The organism is Vibrio ulleungensis (genome assembly GCF_016900875.1).
Taxonomy (GTDB): Bacteria; Pseudomonadota; Gammaproteobacteria; order Enterobacterales; family Vibrionaceae; genus Vibrio; species Vibrio ulleungensis.
In genome coordinates, this window is record NZ_JAFEUM010000005.1 from 234,323 (window position 1) to 252,304 (window position 17,982).

Here is a 17,982-nt window from a genome sequence, read left to right on the forward strand (position 1 = left end):
CGCTTAAAGACTAGGTTACTCATTGACTCGATTTACCTGCAAGGGATGCATACGTGATTTCAAAATTGTCACAACTTGGCGCTTCACTGAATCAACCAAAACAGCCGTTGCCTGAGACGCTGTATGATCGTCAGCTGATCTGGATTGCATTGGCGTTGATGGCGTTTGGCTTGATCATGGTAACTTCTGCATCCATCCCTGTCAGTTCTCGGCTGACTGATCAACCGTTTCACTTCATGATACGTCATGGCATTTTTTTGGTGTTTTCCGTTGTTATATTGGCGACAGTGATCCAAGTGCCTACCCAAGTATGGTTTAAGTACAGTGCCCATTTGCTTGGAATCACGTTTGTATTGCTGGTGGTGGTCCTCTTTGGTGGGAAGTCCGTCAATGGTGCGTCTCGATGGATACCGTTGGGCTTTTTTAACTTTCAGCCAGCAGAACTGGCTAAGCTATCGCTATTCACCTTTATGTCTAGCTATATGGTGCGTAAGCAAGATGAGGTGAGAGAGAGTTTTTTTGGTGGATTCTTTAAACCCTTTATTGTGTTTAGCGCATTAGCGGTTTTGCTACTGCGACAACCAGACTTAGGTACCGTCATTGTAATGCTCGTGACCTTGTTTGGTATGTTGTTTATCGGCGGAGCAAAACTGTGGCAGTTTTTGGCGTTGATGGTCGCTGGCATTTTCGCAGTTGTATTATTGATCATATTTGAGCCGTATCGGATGCGCCGCGTCACGTCATTTTTAGACCCTTGGGAAGACCCGTTTGGCAGCGGCTATCAGTTGACCCAGTCGTTAATGGCGTTTGGCCGTGGCGAGTGGTTTGGTCGCGGTTTAGGTAACTCGATACAAAAGTTAGAATATTTGCCGGAAGCCCATACCGATTTTGTATTTGCTGTGGTCGGTGAAGAGTTAGGGTTCGTGGGCGTGATGCTGATTTTATTGGTGATTTTTGCACTGGTGATCAAAGCGATCACCATAGGCAAAAAAGCCTTTGATGCCAGGCAGGATTTCGGTGGGTATCTCGCCTTTGCAATTGGTATTTGGTTTGCGTTTCAGACGCTCGTCAATGTAGGTGCCGCCGCGGGAATGGTGCCAACGAAAGGGCTTACTTTACCCCTTATCAGTTATGGTGGCTCGAGTTTAAGTATTATGGCGGTAGCGGTAGGTTTACTGCTGCGCATCGATTTTGAAACAAGATTGGCGGTTGGTAAAGAAGGCTCAGCAGAAGAGCAGACTCAATCCGATCCCGAGCAGTTAGAAGAGCAACATGGCTAGAAAATTATTAGTAATGGCAGGTGGCACTGGCGGTCACGTGTTTCCAGGATTGGCCGTTGCCAAAGTCCTCCAGCAACAAGGCTGGGAGATCCGTTGGTTGGGCACAGAAGACCGCATGGAAGCTGAGTTGGTACCAAAACATGGTATCGATATTGATTTTATTAAAGTCAAAGGCTTGCGCGGACAGAGTTTGGCGAAGTTGGTTAAAGCCCCGTTTCAAATTGTCAGCGCGATTGCACAAGCGCGTAAACACATAAAACGCTTTCAACCCGACGTAGTGCTCGGCATGGGCGGATATGTGAGTGGCCCAGGTGGCATTGCTGCACGCGTGTGTGGAATCCCTCTGGTGTTGCATGAGCAAAACGCGGTTGCAGGACTCACCAATGAGTGGCTGGCGAAAGTTGCTAGCAAAGTCTTCCAGGCTTTCCCTGGTGCGTTTCCCCGCGCCGAGGTCGTTGGTAACCCTGTACGCGAGGACGTATTGGCAATAGAACCACCACAACAGAGATTGGCCGGTCGAAGTGGGCCGATACGTGTGTTGGTCATGGGTGGAAGCCAAGGCGCAAGAATATTGAATCACACTTTACCTGAAGTGTTTGGTCAACTGTTAAAAGACAACCAAGCCAGCGTCGAAGTGCGACATCAGTGTGGCAAAGGCAACACCAAAGAAGTGAGCGGATTGTACCAACAGGCTCAGTTTGAGCAGGTGGACGTGTCTGATTTTATTGATGATGTTGCTAAGGCGTACAGCTGGGCGGATTTGGTGGTATGTCGAGCAGGCGCACTCACCGTATCTGAAGTTTGTACAGCGGGGGTCGCCGCGATTTTTATCCCGTTTCAGCATAAAGACAGACAACAAGCGTTAAACGCAGATTATTTGGTGGATGCCAATGCAGCACTAATGATAGAACAGCCTCAATTAAGTGTTGAGTCGCTAAAGGATGCGATACAATCTCTAGATAGAGATGCCTTGAATGCAATGGCCATCGCCTCGCGTAAACGAGCGAAAACCGATGCTGCACAGACCGTTGCCAACGCCATTATCGAATTACAACAAAAATCTTGAGAACAACTATGCCGATTAACCACAAGCAAGACTTAGCGCAAATTCGCGCAATGATCCCAGAAATGCGCCGTGTAAAGACCATCCACTTCATTGGAATTGGTGGCGCAGGCATGAGCGGCATCGCTGAAGTATTACTAAATGAAGGCTATACCATTACCGGCTCTGATATTGCCAGCAATCCAACAACCCAACGATTAGAGTCAAAAGGGGCGACGGTATTTATTGGGCATCAAGCCAGCAATATAGAATCAGCGTCTGTTGTGGTGGTATCTACAGCGATTGACCCAAGTAACCCAGAAGTTATGGAAGCGAAGTCGCGTCGTATACCCGTCGTACGTCGCGCTGAGATGCTGGCTGAATTGATGCGTTATCGCCACGGCATCGCAGTTGCAGGTACTCACGGTAAAACCACGACCACAGCTTTGGTGACTCAAATTTATTTTGAAGCGGGCCTCGATCCAACATTTGTAAATGGTGGCTTGGTTAAGAGTGTTGGTACTAATGCACGATTAGGCTCTAGTCGTATTTTGATTGCCGAAGCAGATGAAAGTGATGCGTCGTTTTTGCATTTGCAACCGATGGTTTCCATCGTCACCAACATCGAAGCTGACCACATGGACACTTACGGTGGTGACTTTGAAGTGCTTAAGCAAACCTTTAGAGACTTCTTACATCAGCTGCCTTTCTACGGCCAAGCGATTATGTGCATTGATGATCCCGTGGTTCAAGAAATCATTCCATCAATCAGTCGACAAGTAATTACCTATGGCTTTTCCGAAGAAGCCGATGTGCACATTAAAGAGTATCGACAGGTTGGTCAGCAAGGGCACTTTGTAGTTTCTCGCAAAGATCGCTCAGATCTGTCGATTACACTCAATATCCCTGGCCGTCATAACGCCCTAAATGCCGCTGCTGCCATTGCCGTGGCGACGGAAGATGATGTTGCGGATGAAGCCATCGCAAAAGCACTTCTTTCGACGGAAGGAACAGGCCGCCGATTTGATCATCTAGGTGAGTTTGATACTGGAAATGGCGTGGCAATGCTGGTCGATGATTATGGGCATCATCCAAGTGAAGTCGATGTGACGATTGCTGCGGCTCGTTCTGGTTGGCAAGACAAGCGCCTGGTGATGATTTTCCAACCGCATCGTTATAGTCGAACCCGCGATCTGTATGACGATTTTGCCAATGTTCTTGATAAAGTGGATGTCCTGCTGATGCTGGATGTTTATGCTGCTGGTGAGTCTCCAATTGCGGGAGCTGACGGCCGTTCATTGTGCCGCACAATCCGCTCACGTGGAAAAATCGATCCGATATTCGTCGCCAATAAAAATGAGCTTCCTTCAGTTTTGGCTAACGTACTGCAAGATGGAGATTTAGTTCTGACACAAGGTGCGGGCGATGTGGGTAAAGTGGCAAAAGAGTTAGCCTCTTTAGAGCTAAACATTGGAAAAATGCAGAAAACTTCTTCAAACGAAGGTAAATAGCACTGCTTTGTTCTCAAATACGGTTTTCAGCGCTGGATTCGAGCAAAGAAAACCGTATAATTTGGACGGCGTTTTGTAAACTCAATGCGCTTCTGCAAAGCAAAAGGGAATAGAGACTTGCAGATAACGGTAGAACAATTGGACGCTACGGACATAGACGACAGCAACTACGAACAACAGCAGGCCTTGCCAAGAATTAAACATTCGCTGTTTGACGGGTTGTTTTTATTGATCGTGGTAGTTCTGATTGGTGGATTGCTATACAAAACAATCACTTGGATGAGTGATGAGCGTAGCATGCCGTTGTCGAACTTTATATTGCAAGGAGACTTGGCTTATATTACCGAGCAAGATGTTCATCATCAGCTTGTACAAATAGCGCCAATGGGCACCTTCATGACCCAAGATGTGAATCAGTTGCAACGAGCCGTTGAGTCGCTGGAGTGGGTGAATAGAGCGTCGATTCGTAAACAGTGGCCTGATACCATAAAAATTTACGCGGTAGAGCACAGAGCTGCGGCAATTTGGAATGGTATTTCCATGTTGAATCAAGCCGGTGTGGTTTTTCATGCTGACGCAAGTCGATTGGATACCCCCAATATTGCAAAACTCTATGGTCCAGACGAGAAAAATCTTCTTGTTCTTGAGACATATAGAGAGTTACAGCCCAAGTTTGAAGAACTTGGTATGCGAATTGATTCATTAGTGCTTAATGATCGTTTAGCATGGCAGATAATTTTGGAAAATGGCATTCGGTTAGAACTTGGAACCGAGGCATTAGAAGAGCGATTACAGCGGTTTATCTCCCTTTACAAAAAAATGGGTGAAAAGACCGAACAGATCAGTTACATCGATTTAAGATATGATACCGGCGCTGCAGTAGGTTGGATGCCAGAGCAAGACGCCATCGAAGAGAGTGACAATGACTAAACATACGGATGATGACCTAGTAGTCGGTCTTGATATCGGTACCTCGAGTGTGACGGCCATTGTCGGTGAAATGCTTCCCGATGGACAAATCAATGTGATTGGTGTGGGCACAAGCCCAGCTCGAGGAATGGATAAAGGTGGTGTAAACGATCTTGAAGCGGTCACCAAATCGGTGCAACGCGCGATAGACGAAGCGGCATTAATGGCCGATTGCACCATTAGTAAAGTGTTTTTGTCGATCTCAGGACAGCACATTACTAGCCGTATCGAAAAAGGTATGGGGACCATTTCTGACGAAGAAGTGGCACAAGAAGACATTGAACGTGTTATACACACGGCTAAGTCGATAAAAATTGGTGATGAGGAGCGCATATTGCATGTGATCCCACAAGAGTTCACTATCGACTATCAGGCGGGCATTAAAAATCCAGTCGGACTCTCCGGAGTGAGAATGGAAGTGAGCGTTCATATGATTTCGTGTCATAGCGATATGGCCCGAAATATAGAAAAAGCCGTTCATCGGTGCAACCTGGAGGTTGGGCAAGTTGTCTACTCGGGATTAGCAGCCAGTGAGGCGGTCATTACAGACGACGAGAAAGAGCTCGGTGTGTGTGTGGTGGATGTGGGTGCAGGTACAATGGATGTTTCCATTTGGACGGGTGGCGCACTGAGACACACAGAGGTATTAGCCTATGCAGGCAATGCTGTAACCAGTGATATCGCGTTTGCGTTTGGCACACCATTGAGTGATGCTGAACAAATTAAAGTGAAATTTGGCTGTGCATTGAGTGAGTTGGTCAGTAAAGACGACACAGTGAATGTACCTAGCGTGGGTGGCCGTCCTTCAAGAAGTTTGCAACGCCAAACTTTGTCGGAAGTGATAGAACCTCGCTATACAGAATTATTGGGTTTGATTAACCAAACTATTGAATCTGAGCAAGAAAAAATGCGTCAAGCGGGAGTCAAACACCAATTGGCAGCAGGCATTGTCTTAACCGGAGGTGCCGCTCAAATTCAAGGCTTGGTCGAGTGCGCAGAGCGCGTATTTGGTAATCAGGTCCGAGTCGGTCGTCCAATTGAAGTAAAGGGTTTGACCGACTACGTAAAAGCGCCGTATATGTCTACGGCCATCGGATTATTGCACTATGCTAGAGATAATCAGTTTGTTGAAGAAAGCGACTATACAGAGCCTAAATCTTCTTCATTGTCGGATATGTTCGGCAAAGTGCGAAAATGGATACAAAAAGAGTTTTAACCTGAACAACAGGGATACGGAGAAAACAGATGTTTGAACCGATGATGGAAATGTCAGACGATGCAGTAATTAAAGTCGTTGGTGTAGGTGGCGGCGGCGGTAACGCCGTAGAACACATGGTGCGCGAGTCCATCGAAGGCGTGGAGTTCATTACCATAAACACCGATGCACAAGCTTTGCGCAAATCCAGCGTTAACGAAGTGATCCAGATTGGTAGTGATATCACTAAAGGTCTTGGCGCGGGCGCAAACCCACAAGTAGGCCGTGATTCTGCTCTCGAAGATCGTGAAAAGATTAAAGATATGCTTGATGGCGCCGATATGGTATTTGTTGCCGCAGGTATGGGTGGTGGTACCGGAACTGGTGCAGCCCCTGTGATTGCTGAAATTGCAAAAGAGCTCGATGTGTTGACGGTAGCCGTTGTCACCAAGCCTTTTGGATTTGAAGGCAAAAAACGCATGGCGTTTGCTGAGCAAGGCATTACAGAGCTGTCAAAACATGTGGACTCGTTAATTACGATTCCTAACGAAAAGCTACTAAAAGTGTATGGCCGAAATGTCACGCTATTAGAAGCATTCGGATATGCCAACGATGTATTGAAAGACGCTGTTCAAGGTATTGCTGAGCTGATCACCCGCCCAGGTATGATCAACGTCGACTTCGCGGATGTTCGCACCGTGATGTCGGAGATGGGTCAAGCAATGATGGGTAGTGGTGTTGCTAAAGGTGAAGAACGTGCAGAAGAAGCCGCAGAAGCTGCTATTTCTCACTCTCTACTGGAAGATATCGATTTGGCAGGAGCGCGTGGCGTTCTAGTCAACATTACTGCTGGTATGGACATGCGTCTAGACGAGTTTGAAGTGGTCGGTAACACCGTAAAAGCCTTTGCATCAGATAATGCTACAGTCGTGATTGGTACGTCACTAGACCCTGACATGACTGACGAGTTCCGAGTCACAGTTGTTGCAACGGGTATCGGTAACGAGAAGAAACCTGAAATCTCGCTGGTACACGGTGTGAAGCAAAAAGCGGTAGCTCCACAATCTGTTGAGCAAGAGCCTGTGAAGGCTGAGCCTGTTGTAAAACGCGCTCAACCAGTACAACCTAAAGCGCCAGAAGCGGAAGCTAAAGTTGCACCATCACAAGCGCCAGCCTCAAAAGCAGCGTCTACTGGTGGACAGAGCACAGCGCCACAAACTGAGCGTGATGAGTCTGCGTACTTGGATATTCCGGCGTTTTTACGTCGTCAGGCAGACTAGACTGAATTTGCACAAACTTTGACATCTGTCAAAAAAGTGATAGGATGTGCGGCCAATTAGCAAGTTCGACGGATATTCATCGTCGGATGGAGGTAAATAGATGATTAAGCAACGTACAATTAAAGAGATTGTGAAAACAATCGGAGTGGGTCTTCACTCCGGTCGTAAAGTCACGCTTACTTTGCGTCCAGCTGCCGCGAATACCGGTATCATCTATCGCCGCACGGATCTTAATCCACCCGTGGATTTTCCTTCAGACGCAAACTCAGTTCGTGACACTATGCTGTGTACCGCATTGGTCAATGACGAAGGCGTTCGTATTTCGACGGTAGAGCACCTAAACGCAGCGTTAGCTGGTATGGGTATCGATAATATCGTTATTGAAGTCGACGCACCTGAAATTCCTATTATGGATGGTAGTGCGAGTCCTTTCGTTTATCTGTTGCAATCGGCAGGTGTTGAAACACTCAACGCACCAAAGCGTTTTATTCGTATCAAAAAGCCCGTTCGTATAGAAGACGGCGATAAGTGGGCAGAGCTTGTCCCTTACGACGGCTTCCGTATGGATTTCGAGATTGAATTCGATCACCCAGCGATTGATATGGACGAGCAGCACATGTTGTTCGACTTCTCTTCAGCTGGGTTTGTGAAAGAAATCTCTCGCGCTCGTACCTTTGGGTTTATGCGCGACATCGAATACTTGCAGTCTCAAAACCTATGTCTAGGCGGAAGTTTTGACTGTGCAATCGTACTCGACGAATACCGAATTCTTAATGAAGAAGGTTTGCGTTTTGATAACGAGTTTGTCACTCACAAAGTACTCGATGCTATTGGTGATTTGTACATGTGTGGACACCCTATCGTCGGTGAGCTTCGTGCATTCAAATCTGGCCACGGTTTAAACAACCAACTTTTACGAGCAGTTCTTGCTGATCAAGAAGCTTGGGAGTGGGTGAGTTACGAAGAAGAAGTCGGCTCTCCGGTCGCCTTTGCAGAACCCAATATGGTTCTAGCGTAAGCCAAACAGCCAATGAGTATTAAGAACCGAGTTAGAAATAACTCGGTTTTTTTCTGTTTGAGAGTTGAGATATTGCTCGCAAATTCAGCATATGCACATCAAAACAAAATCTTCATCAAACAAACCGCAATCAAGTTGGTTTGGCCGCGGGTTTTTCCCTACACTGTTTGCCATAATTGAATTTCGATGAAAGCTTGAAATTACTAGAGTTAAACTCCATATATCAAGCAGAGCATTTTTAGGATACAGCCCAGTACAGGGATAGACCTCTAGGTCACTGGATAGAGAATAGATAATGATAACTAAGATACTGACCAAAGTCGTAGGCAGTCGCAACGATCGCACCATCAAGCGTTTAGGTAAAATCGTCAAACAGATCAACGCTTACGAACCCGATTTTGAACAACTCAGCGATGAGCATTTACAAGCTAAAACCGTTGAATTCCGCGAGCGCCTAGAAAAAGGCGAAACTCTGGATAAGCTACTTCCAGAAGCATTTGCAACTGTCCGTGAAGCGTCTAAGCGTGTCTACGGAATGCGTCACTTCGACGTGCAGATGATAGGCGGTATGGTCCTCAACAGCGGCCAAATTGCAGAAATGCGTACCGGTGAAGGTAAAACCCTTACCGCAACGCTTTCAGCCTACCTTAACGCCCTCCCAGGTAAAGGCGTGCACATTGTTACGGTCAACGATTACCTTGCAAAGCGTGATGCCGAAACCAACCGAGAGTTATTTGAGTTCTTAGGTATGACGGTAGGTGTGAACGTACCTAATATGCCGCCACCAGAGAAAAAAGAAGCCTACAAGGCGGATATCCTGTACGGAACCAATAACGAGTTTGGTTTCGATTATTTGCGTGACAACATGGCATTTCGCGCAGAAGATCGCGTTCAACGTGAGCGGTTCTTTGCGGTAGTCGATGAGGTGGATTCCATCTTAATCGATGAAGCGCGTACACCACTTATTATCTCTGGTCCTGCAGAAGACAGTTCAGAGATGTACCAAAAAATCGATAAGCTTATCCCTTCACTTGAACGTCAAGAAGAAGAGGATACAGAAGAGTATCGTGGCGATGGACACTACACGCTTGACGAGAAGAGCAAGCAAGTTCATATGACCGAAACTGGTCAAGAATTTGTGGAAGAGTTGTTGGTTAAAAATGGCTTGATGGAAGAGCGTGACACACTTTACTCACCAGCCAACATTATGCTACTTCACCACGTGAATGCCGCATTACGTGCGCACGTTCTATTTGAACGTAATGTAGACTACATCATCTCTGATGAAGGTGAAGTGGTCATCGTTGATGAGCACACTGGCCGTACAATGCCAGGACGTCGTTGGTCTGAAGGTTTGCACCAAGCGGTAGAAGCTAAAGAAGGTGTTAAGATCCAGAACGAAAACCAAACTCTGGCATCAATTACCTTCCAGAACTACTTCCGTCTCTACGAGAAACTGTCAGGCATGACGGGTACCGCCGACACAGAAGCGTTCGAATTCCAATCGATCTATGGTCTAGAAACCGTTGTTATCCCAACCAACAAACCTATGGTTCGTAATGATATGCCAGACATGGTATATCGCACAGAAGTTGAAAAATTCAACGCCATTATTGAAGACATCAAAGGCCGTGTTGAAAAAGGCCAGCCTAGTCTAGTTGGTACAGTATCGATTGAGAAATCTGAATTGCTATCAAACGCTTTGAAAAAAGCGAAAATCAAGCACAACGTACTTAATGCTAAATTCCACGAGATGGAAGCAGAAATCGTTGCGCAAGCTGGTACACCAGGTGCCGTGACTATTGCAACTAACATGGCCGGTCGTGGTACCGATATCGTGCTTGGTGGCAGTTGGCAGGCGCAAATTGCTAAGTTGGACAATCCAACTCAAGAGCAAATCGACAAAATCAAAACAGACTGGCAAGTGGTGCACGATGAAGTGTTAGCTTCAGGTGGCCTGCATATTATTGGTACTGAGCGTCATGAATCTCGTCGTATCGATAACCAGCTGCGTGGTCGTTCTGGTCGTCAGGGTGACGCTGGTTCATCTCGCTTCTATCTTTCAATGGAAGATTCATTGCTGCGCATCTTTACCTCTGATCGTATGGCAGGTCTTATCCAAAGTGGTATGGACGAAGGTGAAGCGATCGAAAGTAAGATGTTGTCTCGCTCTATCGAAAAAGCTCAACGTAAAGTAGAAGGCCGCAACTTCGACATTCGTAAGCAGCTTCTAGAATACGATGACGTTGCTAACGACCAACGTAAAGTGGTTTACGAGTTGCGTGACGAGCTGATGCAAGTTGATGACATTAGCGACATGATTGAAAGCAACCGTGTTGAAGTGCTTAACAGCACTATTGATCAGTACATAGCGCCTCAATCACTTGAAGATATGTGGGATATCGAAGGATTGACCGCTCGCCTTAAAGCTGACTTTGATTTGGATTTTGCAATTCAGTCATGGCTTGACGAAGACGACAAGCTGTACGAAGAAGCGCTGCGTGAGCGAATCCTCGAAGAGACGGTGACAATCTACAAGCAGAAAGAAGAAGCAGTGGGCGAACAAATCCTTCGCAACTTCGAAAAATCTGTCATGTTGCAAACGCTCGATACTTTGTGGAAAGAGCACCTTGCAGCGATGGATCATTTGCGTCAAGGTATCCACCTACGCGGTTACGCACAGAAGAACCCTAAACAAGAGTACAAACGTGAGTCGTTCGAACTGTTCGAAAACTTGCTCGATACCCTGAAGTTCGACGTAATCTCTGTGCTTAGTAAAGTTCGTGTACAAGCTCAAGATGAAGTTGAAAAGATGGAAGCTCAGCGCAGAGCGCAAGCAGAAGCCGCGGCTCGTTTAGCTCAAACTCAGCACCAGCAAGCAGAAAATCAACTCGCTGATGATGAACAACAGCCGCAACAAGACGCGGCCGCGCAACCTATGGTCCGCGATGGTCGTAAAGTAGGCCGTAATGAACCTTGCCCGTGTGGCAGTGGTAAAAAGTACAAGCAGTGCCACGGTAAAGTTGAGTAACACTCTCTAAGCGTTACCATAAGGCTGGTCACTATTAAGTGACCGGCCTTTTTATTAGCTAGACAATAACAGACCAGCCCCACCGTTTAATCAAAGGAATGACTATGAAGCGAATCCATATTGTCGCCGCCATCATCTTTAACCCTCAAAAAACTGAAGTATTTATTACCCAGCGCCCAAAGGATAAACATAAAGGGGGTTATTGGGAGTTTCCTGGCGGAAAAGTCGAGGAGTCTGAAAGTGTCGAGCAAGCTATTGCCCGTGAATTGAATGAAGAGATTGGCATTGAAGTGACCGAACAAAGTCTGTTTGAGCATTTGCACCACGACTATCCCGATAAAGCACTTACGTTCGACTTTATTACTGTGACTCAATTTCAAGGAACTCCTTTTGGAAGGGAAGGACAACTTGCCCGTTGGGTCTCTATCGAGCAGTTAGCGCAATACGAATTTCCAGAAGCCAATGTGCCTATTTTGCATAAAGTTATCCAGCAATACGGTAAATAGAACTTGGTTGAAAACATGGACGCCTTTTTAGTCCAAGATTTGAACACTTACTTTGCCCAACGACGAATTGAATCGATATTCCAACAGAGTCGTTATAGCTGATTGACCTAAGCGCATCTTTATTGATAGTTTAAACACACAACATATTTAGGGAGTAGACATAATGATCAGAATCGCGATTGCCGGTGCAGCAGGACGTATGGGACGTAACTTAGCAAAGGCGACGTTCATGCACCCGCACGCTGAGATCTCGGTAGGCACAGAGCGACCAGGCTCAAGCTTGGTTGGGGCCGACATTGGTGAGCTAATTGGTGAAGGTAAATTCGATATTGCTCTCATCGACGATCTAGGCTCAGCGATCAATGATTTTGATGTCATTATCGATTTTACTGCCCCAGCTAGCACGCTAGCGAACCTTGAACTGTGTAAGCAGCATGACAAGCGGATCATCATCGGCACGACGGGCTTTAGCGATCAGGAGCGTGCACAAATTGATGAGTACGCCAAATCGATTCCAGTGGTCATGGCCCCAAACTATAGCGTGGGTGTAAACCTAGTGTTTAAGCTTTTGGAGAAAGCGGCTAAGGTCATGGGCGATTACACCGATATCGAGATTGTTGAAGCGCATCATCGTCACAAAGTGGATGCTCCATCGGGAACAGCAATCGGTATGGGTGAAGCTATTGCTGGAGCTATGGGAAATAAGCTCTCTGATGTGGCGGTTTACGCGCGCGAAGGCATTACTGGTGAGCGCACTAAAGATGAAATTGGCTTTGCGACCATTCGCGCAGGTGACATTGTCGGTGAGCACACCGCCATGTTTGCCGATATTGGTGAGCGTGTAGAAATCACCCATAAGGCGACTGATCGCATGACATTTGCTAATGGTGCGGTAAAAGCAGCGGTATGGTTATCAAATAAGCCTGCTGGCTTTTACACGATGACAGAAGTATTGTCGTTAGACGAACTATAAATAAAATATAACTATTCATACATGAAGCCAGGCATTGCCTGGCTTTTTTTGTGAGCATTGCAAAATTAAAGTATCGATAATTAATGAAAAAGAGATACTTAATGTGATCTTTTGGTGGGTTAATCTTTAAGTTGTCATTTTTGGCTGTAAAAGTGGCTATTAAATTTCAAGATAACCGTTTGCTTTTTTGGTTTACTAAAAAATGGTGCGATTATTCATCACTAATAGCAGTTAAATTATAAGTAATGCATTACATGGATGAAAATCGCCCACTAAAAGTATTGTTTTGGTGGCTTGGCATAGCTTTCTAGATGACATTGCTAAAAGATTAAATAAAATGGGGCGCGATTGTTGACAGAGAGCTAGGTCACATTTAGAATGCGCCCAATTTGTCGAATTTCCCTAAATGGCATTTTTTAGGCATACTGGGACGGCATTTTTGCAAATTTATTTATTAATTTAGCATTTTTATTCTTTTGGAGGTTGTCTTGAATAAGCCAGCACTACTAGTCCTAGAAGATGGGACTGTGTTTAAGGGCGTATCAATTGGAGCAGACGGGTCTGCAGTTGGTGAAGTCGTTTTCAATACATCGATGACGGGTTACCAAGAAATATTGACCGACCCATCCTATTCTCAACAGATCGTTACTCTTACTTACCCTCACATAGGCAATACCGGAACCAATTCCGAAGACGAAGAATCTACTTCAATCCATGCACAAGGCCTTGTGATCCGCGACCTCCCTCTTATCGCATCTAATTTCCGAAACGAACAAACCCTCTCTGATTACCTTAAATCACAAAACATTGTTGGCATAGCCGACATTGATACGCGTAAATTGACGCGTATCTTGCGTGAAAAGGGTGCTCAAAATGGCTGTATCGTTGCGGGTAATAATATTGATGAAGCCGCTGCATTAGCAGATGCCAAAGCGTTCCCAGGCCTAAAAGGCATGGATTTGGCAAAAGAAGTCACCACTAAAGAAGCCTACCCTTGGAAACAAGGCTCGTGGACTCTTACTGGCGGATTGCCAGAAGCGAAAGCAGACTCTGAACTGCCATTCCACGTAGTCGCATACGATTTTGGTGCTAAACGCAACATTCTACGTATGTTGGTTGACCGCGGCTGTCGTTTAACTGTGGTACCAGCGCAAACCTCAGCAGAAGACGTTTTGGCCCTCAACCCTGACGGTGTGTTCTTATCAAATGGCCCTGGTGACCCAGAGCCTTGTACTTACGCGATTGAAGCGACCAAAGTATTCCTAGATAAAGGATTACCCATTTTTGGTATCTGCTTGGGCCACCAAATATTGGCACTAGCCTCTGGTGCACAAACAGTGAAAATGAAGTTTGGTCATCACGGTGCGAACCACCCGGTTAAAGACCTCGATCGCAACGTCGTTATGATCACTTCTCAAAACCACGGTTTTGCGGCTGACGAAGCCACGCTACCTGAGACGCTTCGTGCAACGCACGTTTCTCTGTTTGACGGTTCACTGCAAGGCATTCATCGTACTGATAAGCCAGCGTTTAGCTTCCAGGGACACCCTGAAGCAAGCCCTGGTCCTCACGATGCAGCGCCGCTGTTTGACCATTTCATTGAATTAATTAAACAACATAAAGCGTAAGTTGGAGTAGAAGAAAATGCCAAAACGTACTGATATTCAAAGTATTCTTATTTTGGGTGCGGGACCGATTGTAATTGGTCAGGCGTGTGAGTTCGACTACTCAGGCGCACAAGCATGTAAAGCCCTTCGTGAAGAAGGCTACCGAGTTATCCTAGTTAACTCGAACCCAGCCACTATTATGACTGACCCTGAAATGGCCGATGCCACTTACATCGAGCCTATTCACTGGGAAGTGGTACGCAACATTATCGAGAAAGAGCGCCCAGACGCGGTTCTACCAACTATGGGTGGCCAAACCGCACTAAACTGTGCGCTAGACTTAGAGCGTGAAGGTGTACTTGCCGAGTTTGGTGTAGAGATGATTGGTGCAACGGCCGATGCCATCGATAAAGCGGAAGATCGTTCACGCTTTGATAAAGCAATGAAGTCTATCGGCCTTGAGTGTCCTCGCGCAGATACAGCAAAAACCATGGAAGAAGCTTATGGCGTTCTGGATATGGTGGGTTTCCCTTGTATCATCCGTCCATCGTTCACCATGGGTGGTACCGGTGGTGGTATCGCGTACAACAAAGAAGAATTTGAAGAGATTTGTCGTCGTGGTTTGGATCTTTCTCCAACCAATGAGCTTCTTATCGACGAATCACTGATTGGTTGGAAAGAGTACGAGATGGAAGTGGTTCGCGACAAAGCGGATAACTGCATCATCGTTTGTGCCATCGAAAACTTTGACCCAATGGGTATCCACACCGGAGACTCAATCACTGTAGCGCCTGCTCAGACGCTAACCGATAAAGAGTACCAGCTGATGCGTAATGCTTCTCTTGCGGTACTGCGTGAAATCGGTGTTGAAACTGGCGGCTCTAACGTTCAGTTTGGTATTAACCCGAAAGATGGCCGTATGGTTATCATCGAGATGAACCCACGCGTATCTCGTTCGTCGGCACTGGCGTCTAAAGCAACGGGCTTCCCAATTGCTAAGATTGCAGCCAAACTGGCTGTAGGCTTTACTCTAGATGAGCTGCAAAACGACATCACTGGCGGAGCAACGCCGGCCTCGTTTGAGCCAACTATCGATTACGTTGTGACTAAGATCCCTCGTTTTAACTTCGAGAAATTTGCCGGTGCTAATGACCGTCTAACCACGCAGATGAAGTCTGTAGGTGAAGTGATGGCGATTGGTCGTAACCAGCAAGAGTCGCTTCAAAAAGCGCTACGTGGTCTAGAAGTCGGTGTGAATGGTTTTGACCCTATGGTTGACCTAGACGCTCCTGACTCACTGACTAAAATCCGTCACGAACTGAAAGAAGCCGGTGCTGAGCGTATCTGGTACATCGCTGACGCATTCCGTGCGGGCATGTCAGTAGACGGTGTATTTAACCTAACGTCTATCGACCGTTGGTTCTTGGTACAAATTGAAGAGCTGATCAAACTTGAAGAGCAAGTAAAAGCCGGCGGTTTTGCAGGTCTTAACCAAGACACCTTGCGCGTATTGAAGCGCAAAGGCTTCTCTGATGCGCGTCTGTCTGACTTGCTTGGCGTTTCTGAAAGTGAAATCCGTCGCCTACGTGACCAATACGATATTCACCCAGTGTATAAGCGTGTTGATACATGTGCTGCCGAGTTCTCGTCAGATACTGCCTACATGTACTCGTCATACGACGATGAGTGTGAAGCTCAACCGACAGACAACGACAAGATCATGGTATTGGGCGGTGGTCCAAACCGTATCGGTCAAGGCATCGAGTTTGACTACTGTTGTGTACACGCTTCATTAGCACTTCGTGAAGATGGTTATGAAACCATCATGGTTAACTGTAACCCAGAAACTGTGTCTACCGATTACGACACCTCAGATCGTCTCTACTTCGAACCTGTTACTCTGGAAGATGTCCTCTCTATCGTACGTGTTGAGAAGCCAAAAGGCGTTATCGTTCAATACGGTGGCCAAACACCGCTGAAACTTGCACGCGCTCTAGAAGCGGCAGGTGTACCTATTATTGGTACCAGCCCTGATGCGATTGACCGTGCCGAAGACCGTGAGCGTTTCCAAGTGGCGGTTGACCGTCTTGGTCTACTGCAACCTCAAAACGCAACAGTCACCACAATGGACCAAGCTATCGATAAGTCGAAAGAGATTGGTTTTCCATTGGTGGTTCGCCCATCTTACGTATTGGGCGGCCGCGCGATGGAAATCGTGTACGACGAGCAAGACTTGCGTCGTTACTTTAACGAAGCCGTCAGCGTATCGAACGAATCTCCAGTACTGCTTGACCGTTTCCTAGACGATGCAACAGAAGTCGACATCGACGCTATCTGCGACGGTGAGCGCGTTGTGATTGGTGGCATCATGGAGCACATCGAACAAGCGGGTGTTCACTCTGGTGACTCAGCCTGTTCACTTCCAGCTTATACGCTAAGCCAAGAGATCCAAGATGTGATGCGCGAGCAAGTTGAAAAGCTGGCGTTTGAGCTGGGTGTTCGCGGTTTGATGAATACGCAGTTTGCGGTTAAAGGTAACGATGTTTACCTGATTGAAGTCAACCCACGTGCAGCGCGTACCGTACCCTTCGTGTCGAAAGCAACCGGTGCACCACTTGCGAAAATTGCAGCACGTGTAATGGCTGGACAGTCTCTTGAGTCGCAAGGCTTTACTAAAGAGATCATCCCACCGTACTACTCTGTAAAAGAAGTGGTATTGCCGTTTAATAAGTTCCCTGGTGTTGACCCACTGTTAGGCCCAGAAATGCGCTCAACCGGTGAGGTAATGGGTGTTGGCGCAACCTTTGCTGAAGCCTACTCTAAAGCGGAACTTGGCTGTGGCCATGTGTACCCTGAAGCCGGACGTGCTTTACTGTCTGTACGTAAGGGTGACAAAGAGCGTGTTGTTGACCTAGCGTCTAAACTAATCAAGTTGGGCTACCAACTCGATGCGACTCATGGAACTGCGGTTATTCTTGGCGAAGCGGGCATCAACCCTCGCTTGGTGAACAAAGTCCATGAAGGTCGCCCTCACATTCTTGACCGTATCAAGAACAATGAGTACACCTATATTGTGAACACTACCGCTGGTCGTCAATCGATTGAAGATTCTAAAGTTCTTCGTCGTGGCGCTCTCGCTGAAAAGGTGAACTACACCACCACACTAAATGCAGCCTTTGCGACTTGCTTGGCGCACGAAGCGGATGCGAAAACATCGGTGACGTCAGTTCAAGAGCTGCACCAAAAGGTGAAGCAGAGCCTTAGCTAAGCTATTTTAATTATAACAACTAGGGAGCGTATAGCGCTCCTATAGACAACCTCTTTGCCCGCTCTTCATGAGCGGGCTTTTTTATTCCCTAAATCTAATTCCATGCATTCGTTTGTCGTATACAAGCGCCTCTAGTATCCCTTAGTGATGGAAAGTTGGTGTTTTTAGCGTAACTTTTTAGCCCAAAAACCGAGTATTACCCCTGTAAACTGTAAGCTTTAATTACAGCGCAATTAAGGTTTCCTTAGTGAGTAAAGATGTGATCAATCGCTAATTACTATGCTCGTAAGTGCATGTTTATT

Annotated in this window: 11 protein-coding genes and 1 pseudogene; all 12 read left to right on the top strand. The window is 46.6% G+C overall.

Annotated elements, in window-relative coordinates:
• Positions 1-56 precede the first annotated feature (56 nt).
• The 12 genes and pseudogenes from ftsW to carB all read left to right on the top strand — a co-directional run bounded on the left by ftsW (position 57) and on the right by carB (position 17,680).
• Entirely contained in the window at positions 57-1,280 is a 1,224-nt protein-coding gene (gene ftsW / locus JQC93_RS13840) for a cell division protein FtsW (RefSeq protein WP_328836361.1), read from the top strand.
• A complete protein-coding gene (gene murG / locus JQC93_RS13845; RefSeq protein ID WP_205159012.1) occupies positions 1,273-2,346 on the top strand; it encodes an undecaprenyldiphospho-muramoylpentapeptide beta-N-acetylglucosaminyltransferase in 1,074 nt (357 codons plus the stop codon). The genes ftsW and murG overlap by 8 nt, the downstream gene beginning before the upstream one ends.
• A gap of 8 nt (positions 2,347-2,354) precedes the next feature.
• Positions 2,355-3,833, top strand: coding sequence for a UDP-N-acetylmuramate--L-alanine ligase (gene murC, locus JQC93_RS13850; protein WP_205159013.1), 1,479 nt, complete (start codon positions 2,355-2,357; stop codon positions 3,831-3,833).
• Between the two features lie 153 nt (positions 3,834-3,986).
• Complete coding sequence (locus tag JQC93_RS13855; protein ID WP_408068611.1) at positions 3,987-4,763, top strand: cell division protein FtsQ/DivIB; 777 nt, start codon at positions 3,987-3,989, stop codon at positions 4,761-4,763.
• Positions 4,756-6,018: a cell division protein FtsA gene (gene ftsA, locus JQC93_RS13860; RefSeq protein ID WP_084889169.1), complete on the top strand. Its 1,263-nt coding sequence runs from the start codon at positions 4,756-4,758 to the stop codon at positions 6,016-6,018. The genes JQC93_RS13855 and ftsA overlap by 8 nt, the downstream gene beginning before the upstream one ends.
• 29 nt (positions 6,019-6,047) lie before the next feature.
• Positions 6,048-7,053: pseudogene (ftsZ, locus tag JQC93_RS13865) on the top strand (cell division protein FtsZ); the annotation flags it as partial.
• A 324-nt stretch (positions 7,054-7,377) separates the two neighbouring features.
• On the top strand, positions 7,378-8,295 hold the full coding sequence (gene lpxC, locus JQC93_RS13870; protein ID WP_205159015.1) for a UDP-3-O-acyl-N-acetylglucosamine deacetylase: 918 nt from the start codon (positions 7,378-7,380) through the stop codon (positions 8,293-8,295).
• A 295-nt stretch (positions 8,296-8,590) separates the two neighbouring features.
• Positions 8,591-11,326: a preprotein translocase subunit SecA gene (gene secA / locus JQC93_RS13875; protein ID WP_205159016.1), complete on the top strand. Its 2,736-nt coding sequence runs from the start codon at positions 8,591-8,593 to the stop codon at positions 11,324-11,326.
• Positions 11,327-11,430: 104 nt separating this feature from the next.
• A complete protein-coding gene (mutT, locus tag JQC93_RS13880; RefSeq protein WP_205159017.1) occupies positions 11,431-11,832 on the top strand; it encodes an 8-oxo-dGTP diphosphatase MutT in 402 nt (133 codons plus the stop codon).
• Between the two features lie 163 nt (positions 11,833-11,995).
• Complete coding sequence (gene dapB / locus JQC93_RS13885) at positions 11,996-12,805, top strand: 4-hydroxy-tetrahydrodipicolinate reductase (RefSeq protein WP_205159018.1); 810 nt, start codon at positions 11,996-11,998, stop codon at positions 12,803-12,805.
• A gap of 488 nt (positions 12,806-13,293) precedes the next feature.
• A complete protein-coding gene (gene carA, locus JQC93_RS13890; protein ID WP_205159019.1) occupies positions 13,294-14,433 on the top strand; it encodes a glutamine-hydrolyzing carbamoyl-phosphate synthase small subunit in 1,140 nt (379 codons plus the stop codon).
• Positions 14,434-14,449: 16 nt separating this feature from the next.
• Positions 14,450-17,680 carry a carbamoyl-phosphate synthase large subunit gene (carB, locus tag JQC93_RS13895; RefSeq protein WP_205159020.1) on the top strand — a complete coding sequence of 1,077 codons (3,231 nt, stop codon included), beginning with the start codon at positions 14,450-14,452 and terminating at the stop codon, positions 17,678-17,680.
• Positions 17,681-17,982 lie beyond the last annotated feature (302 nt).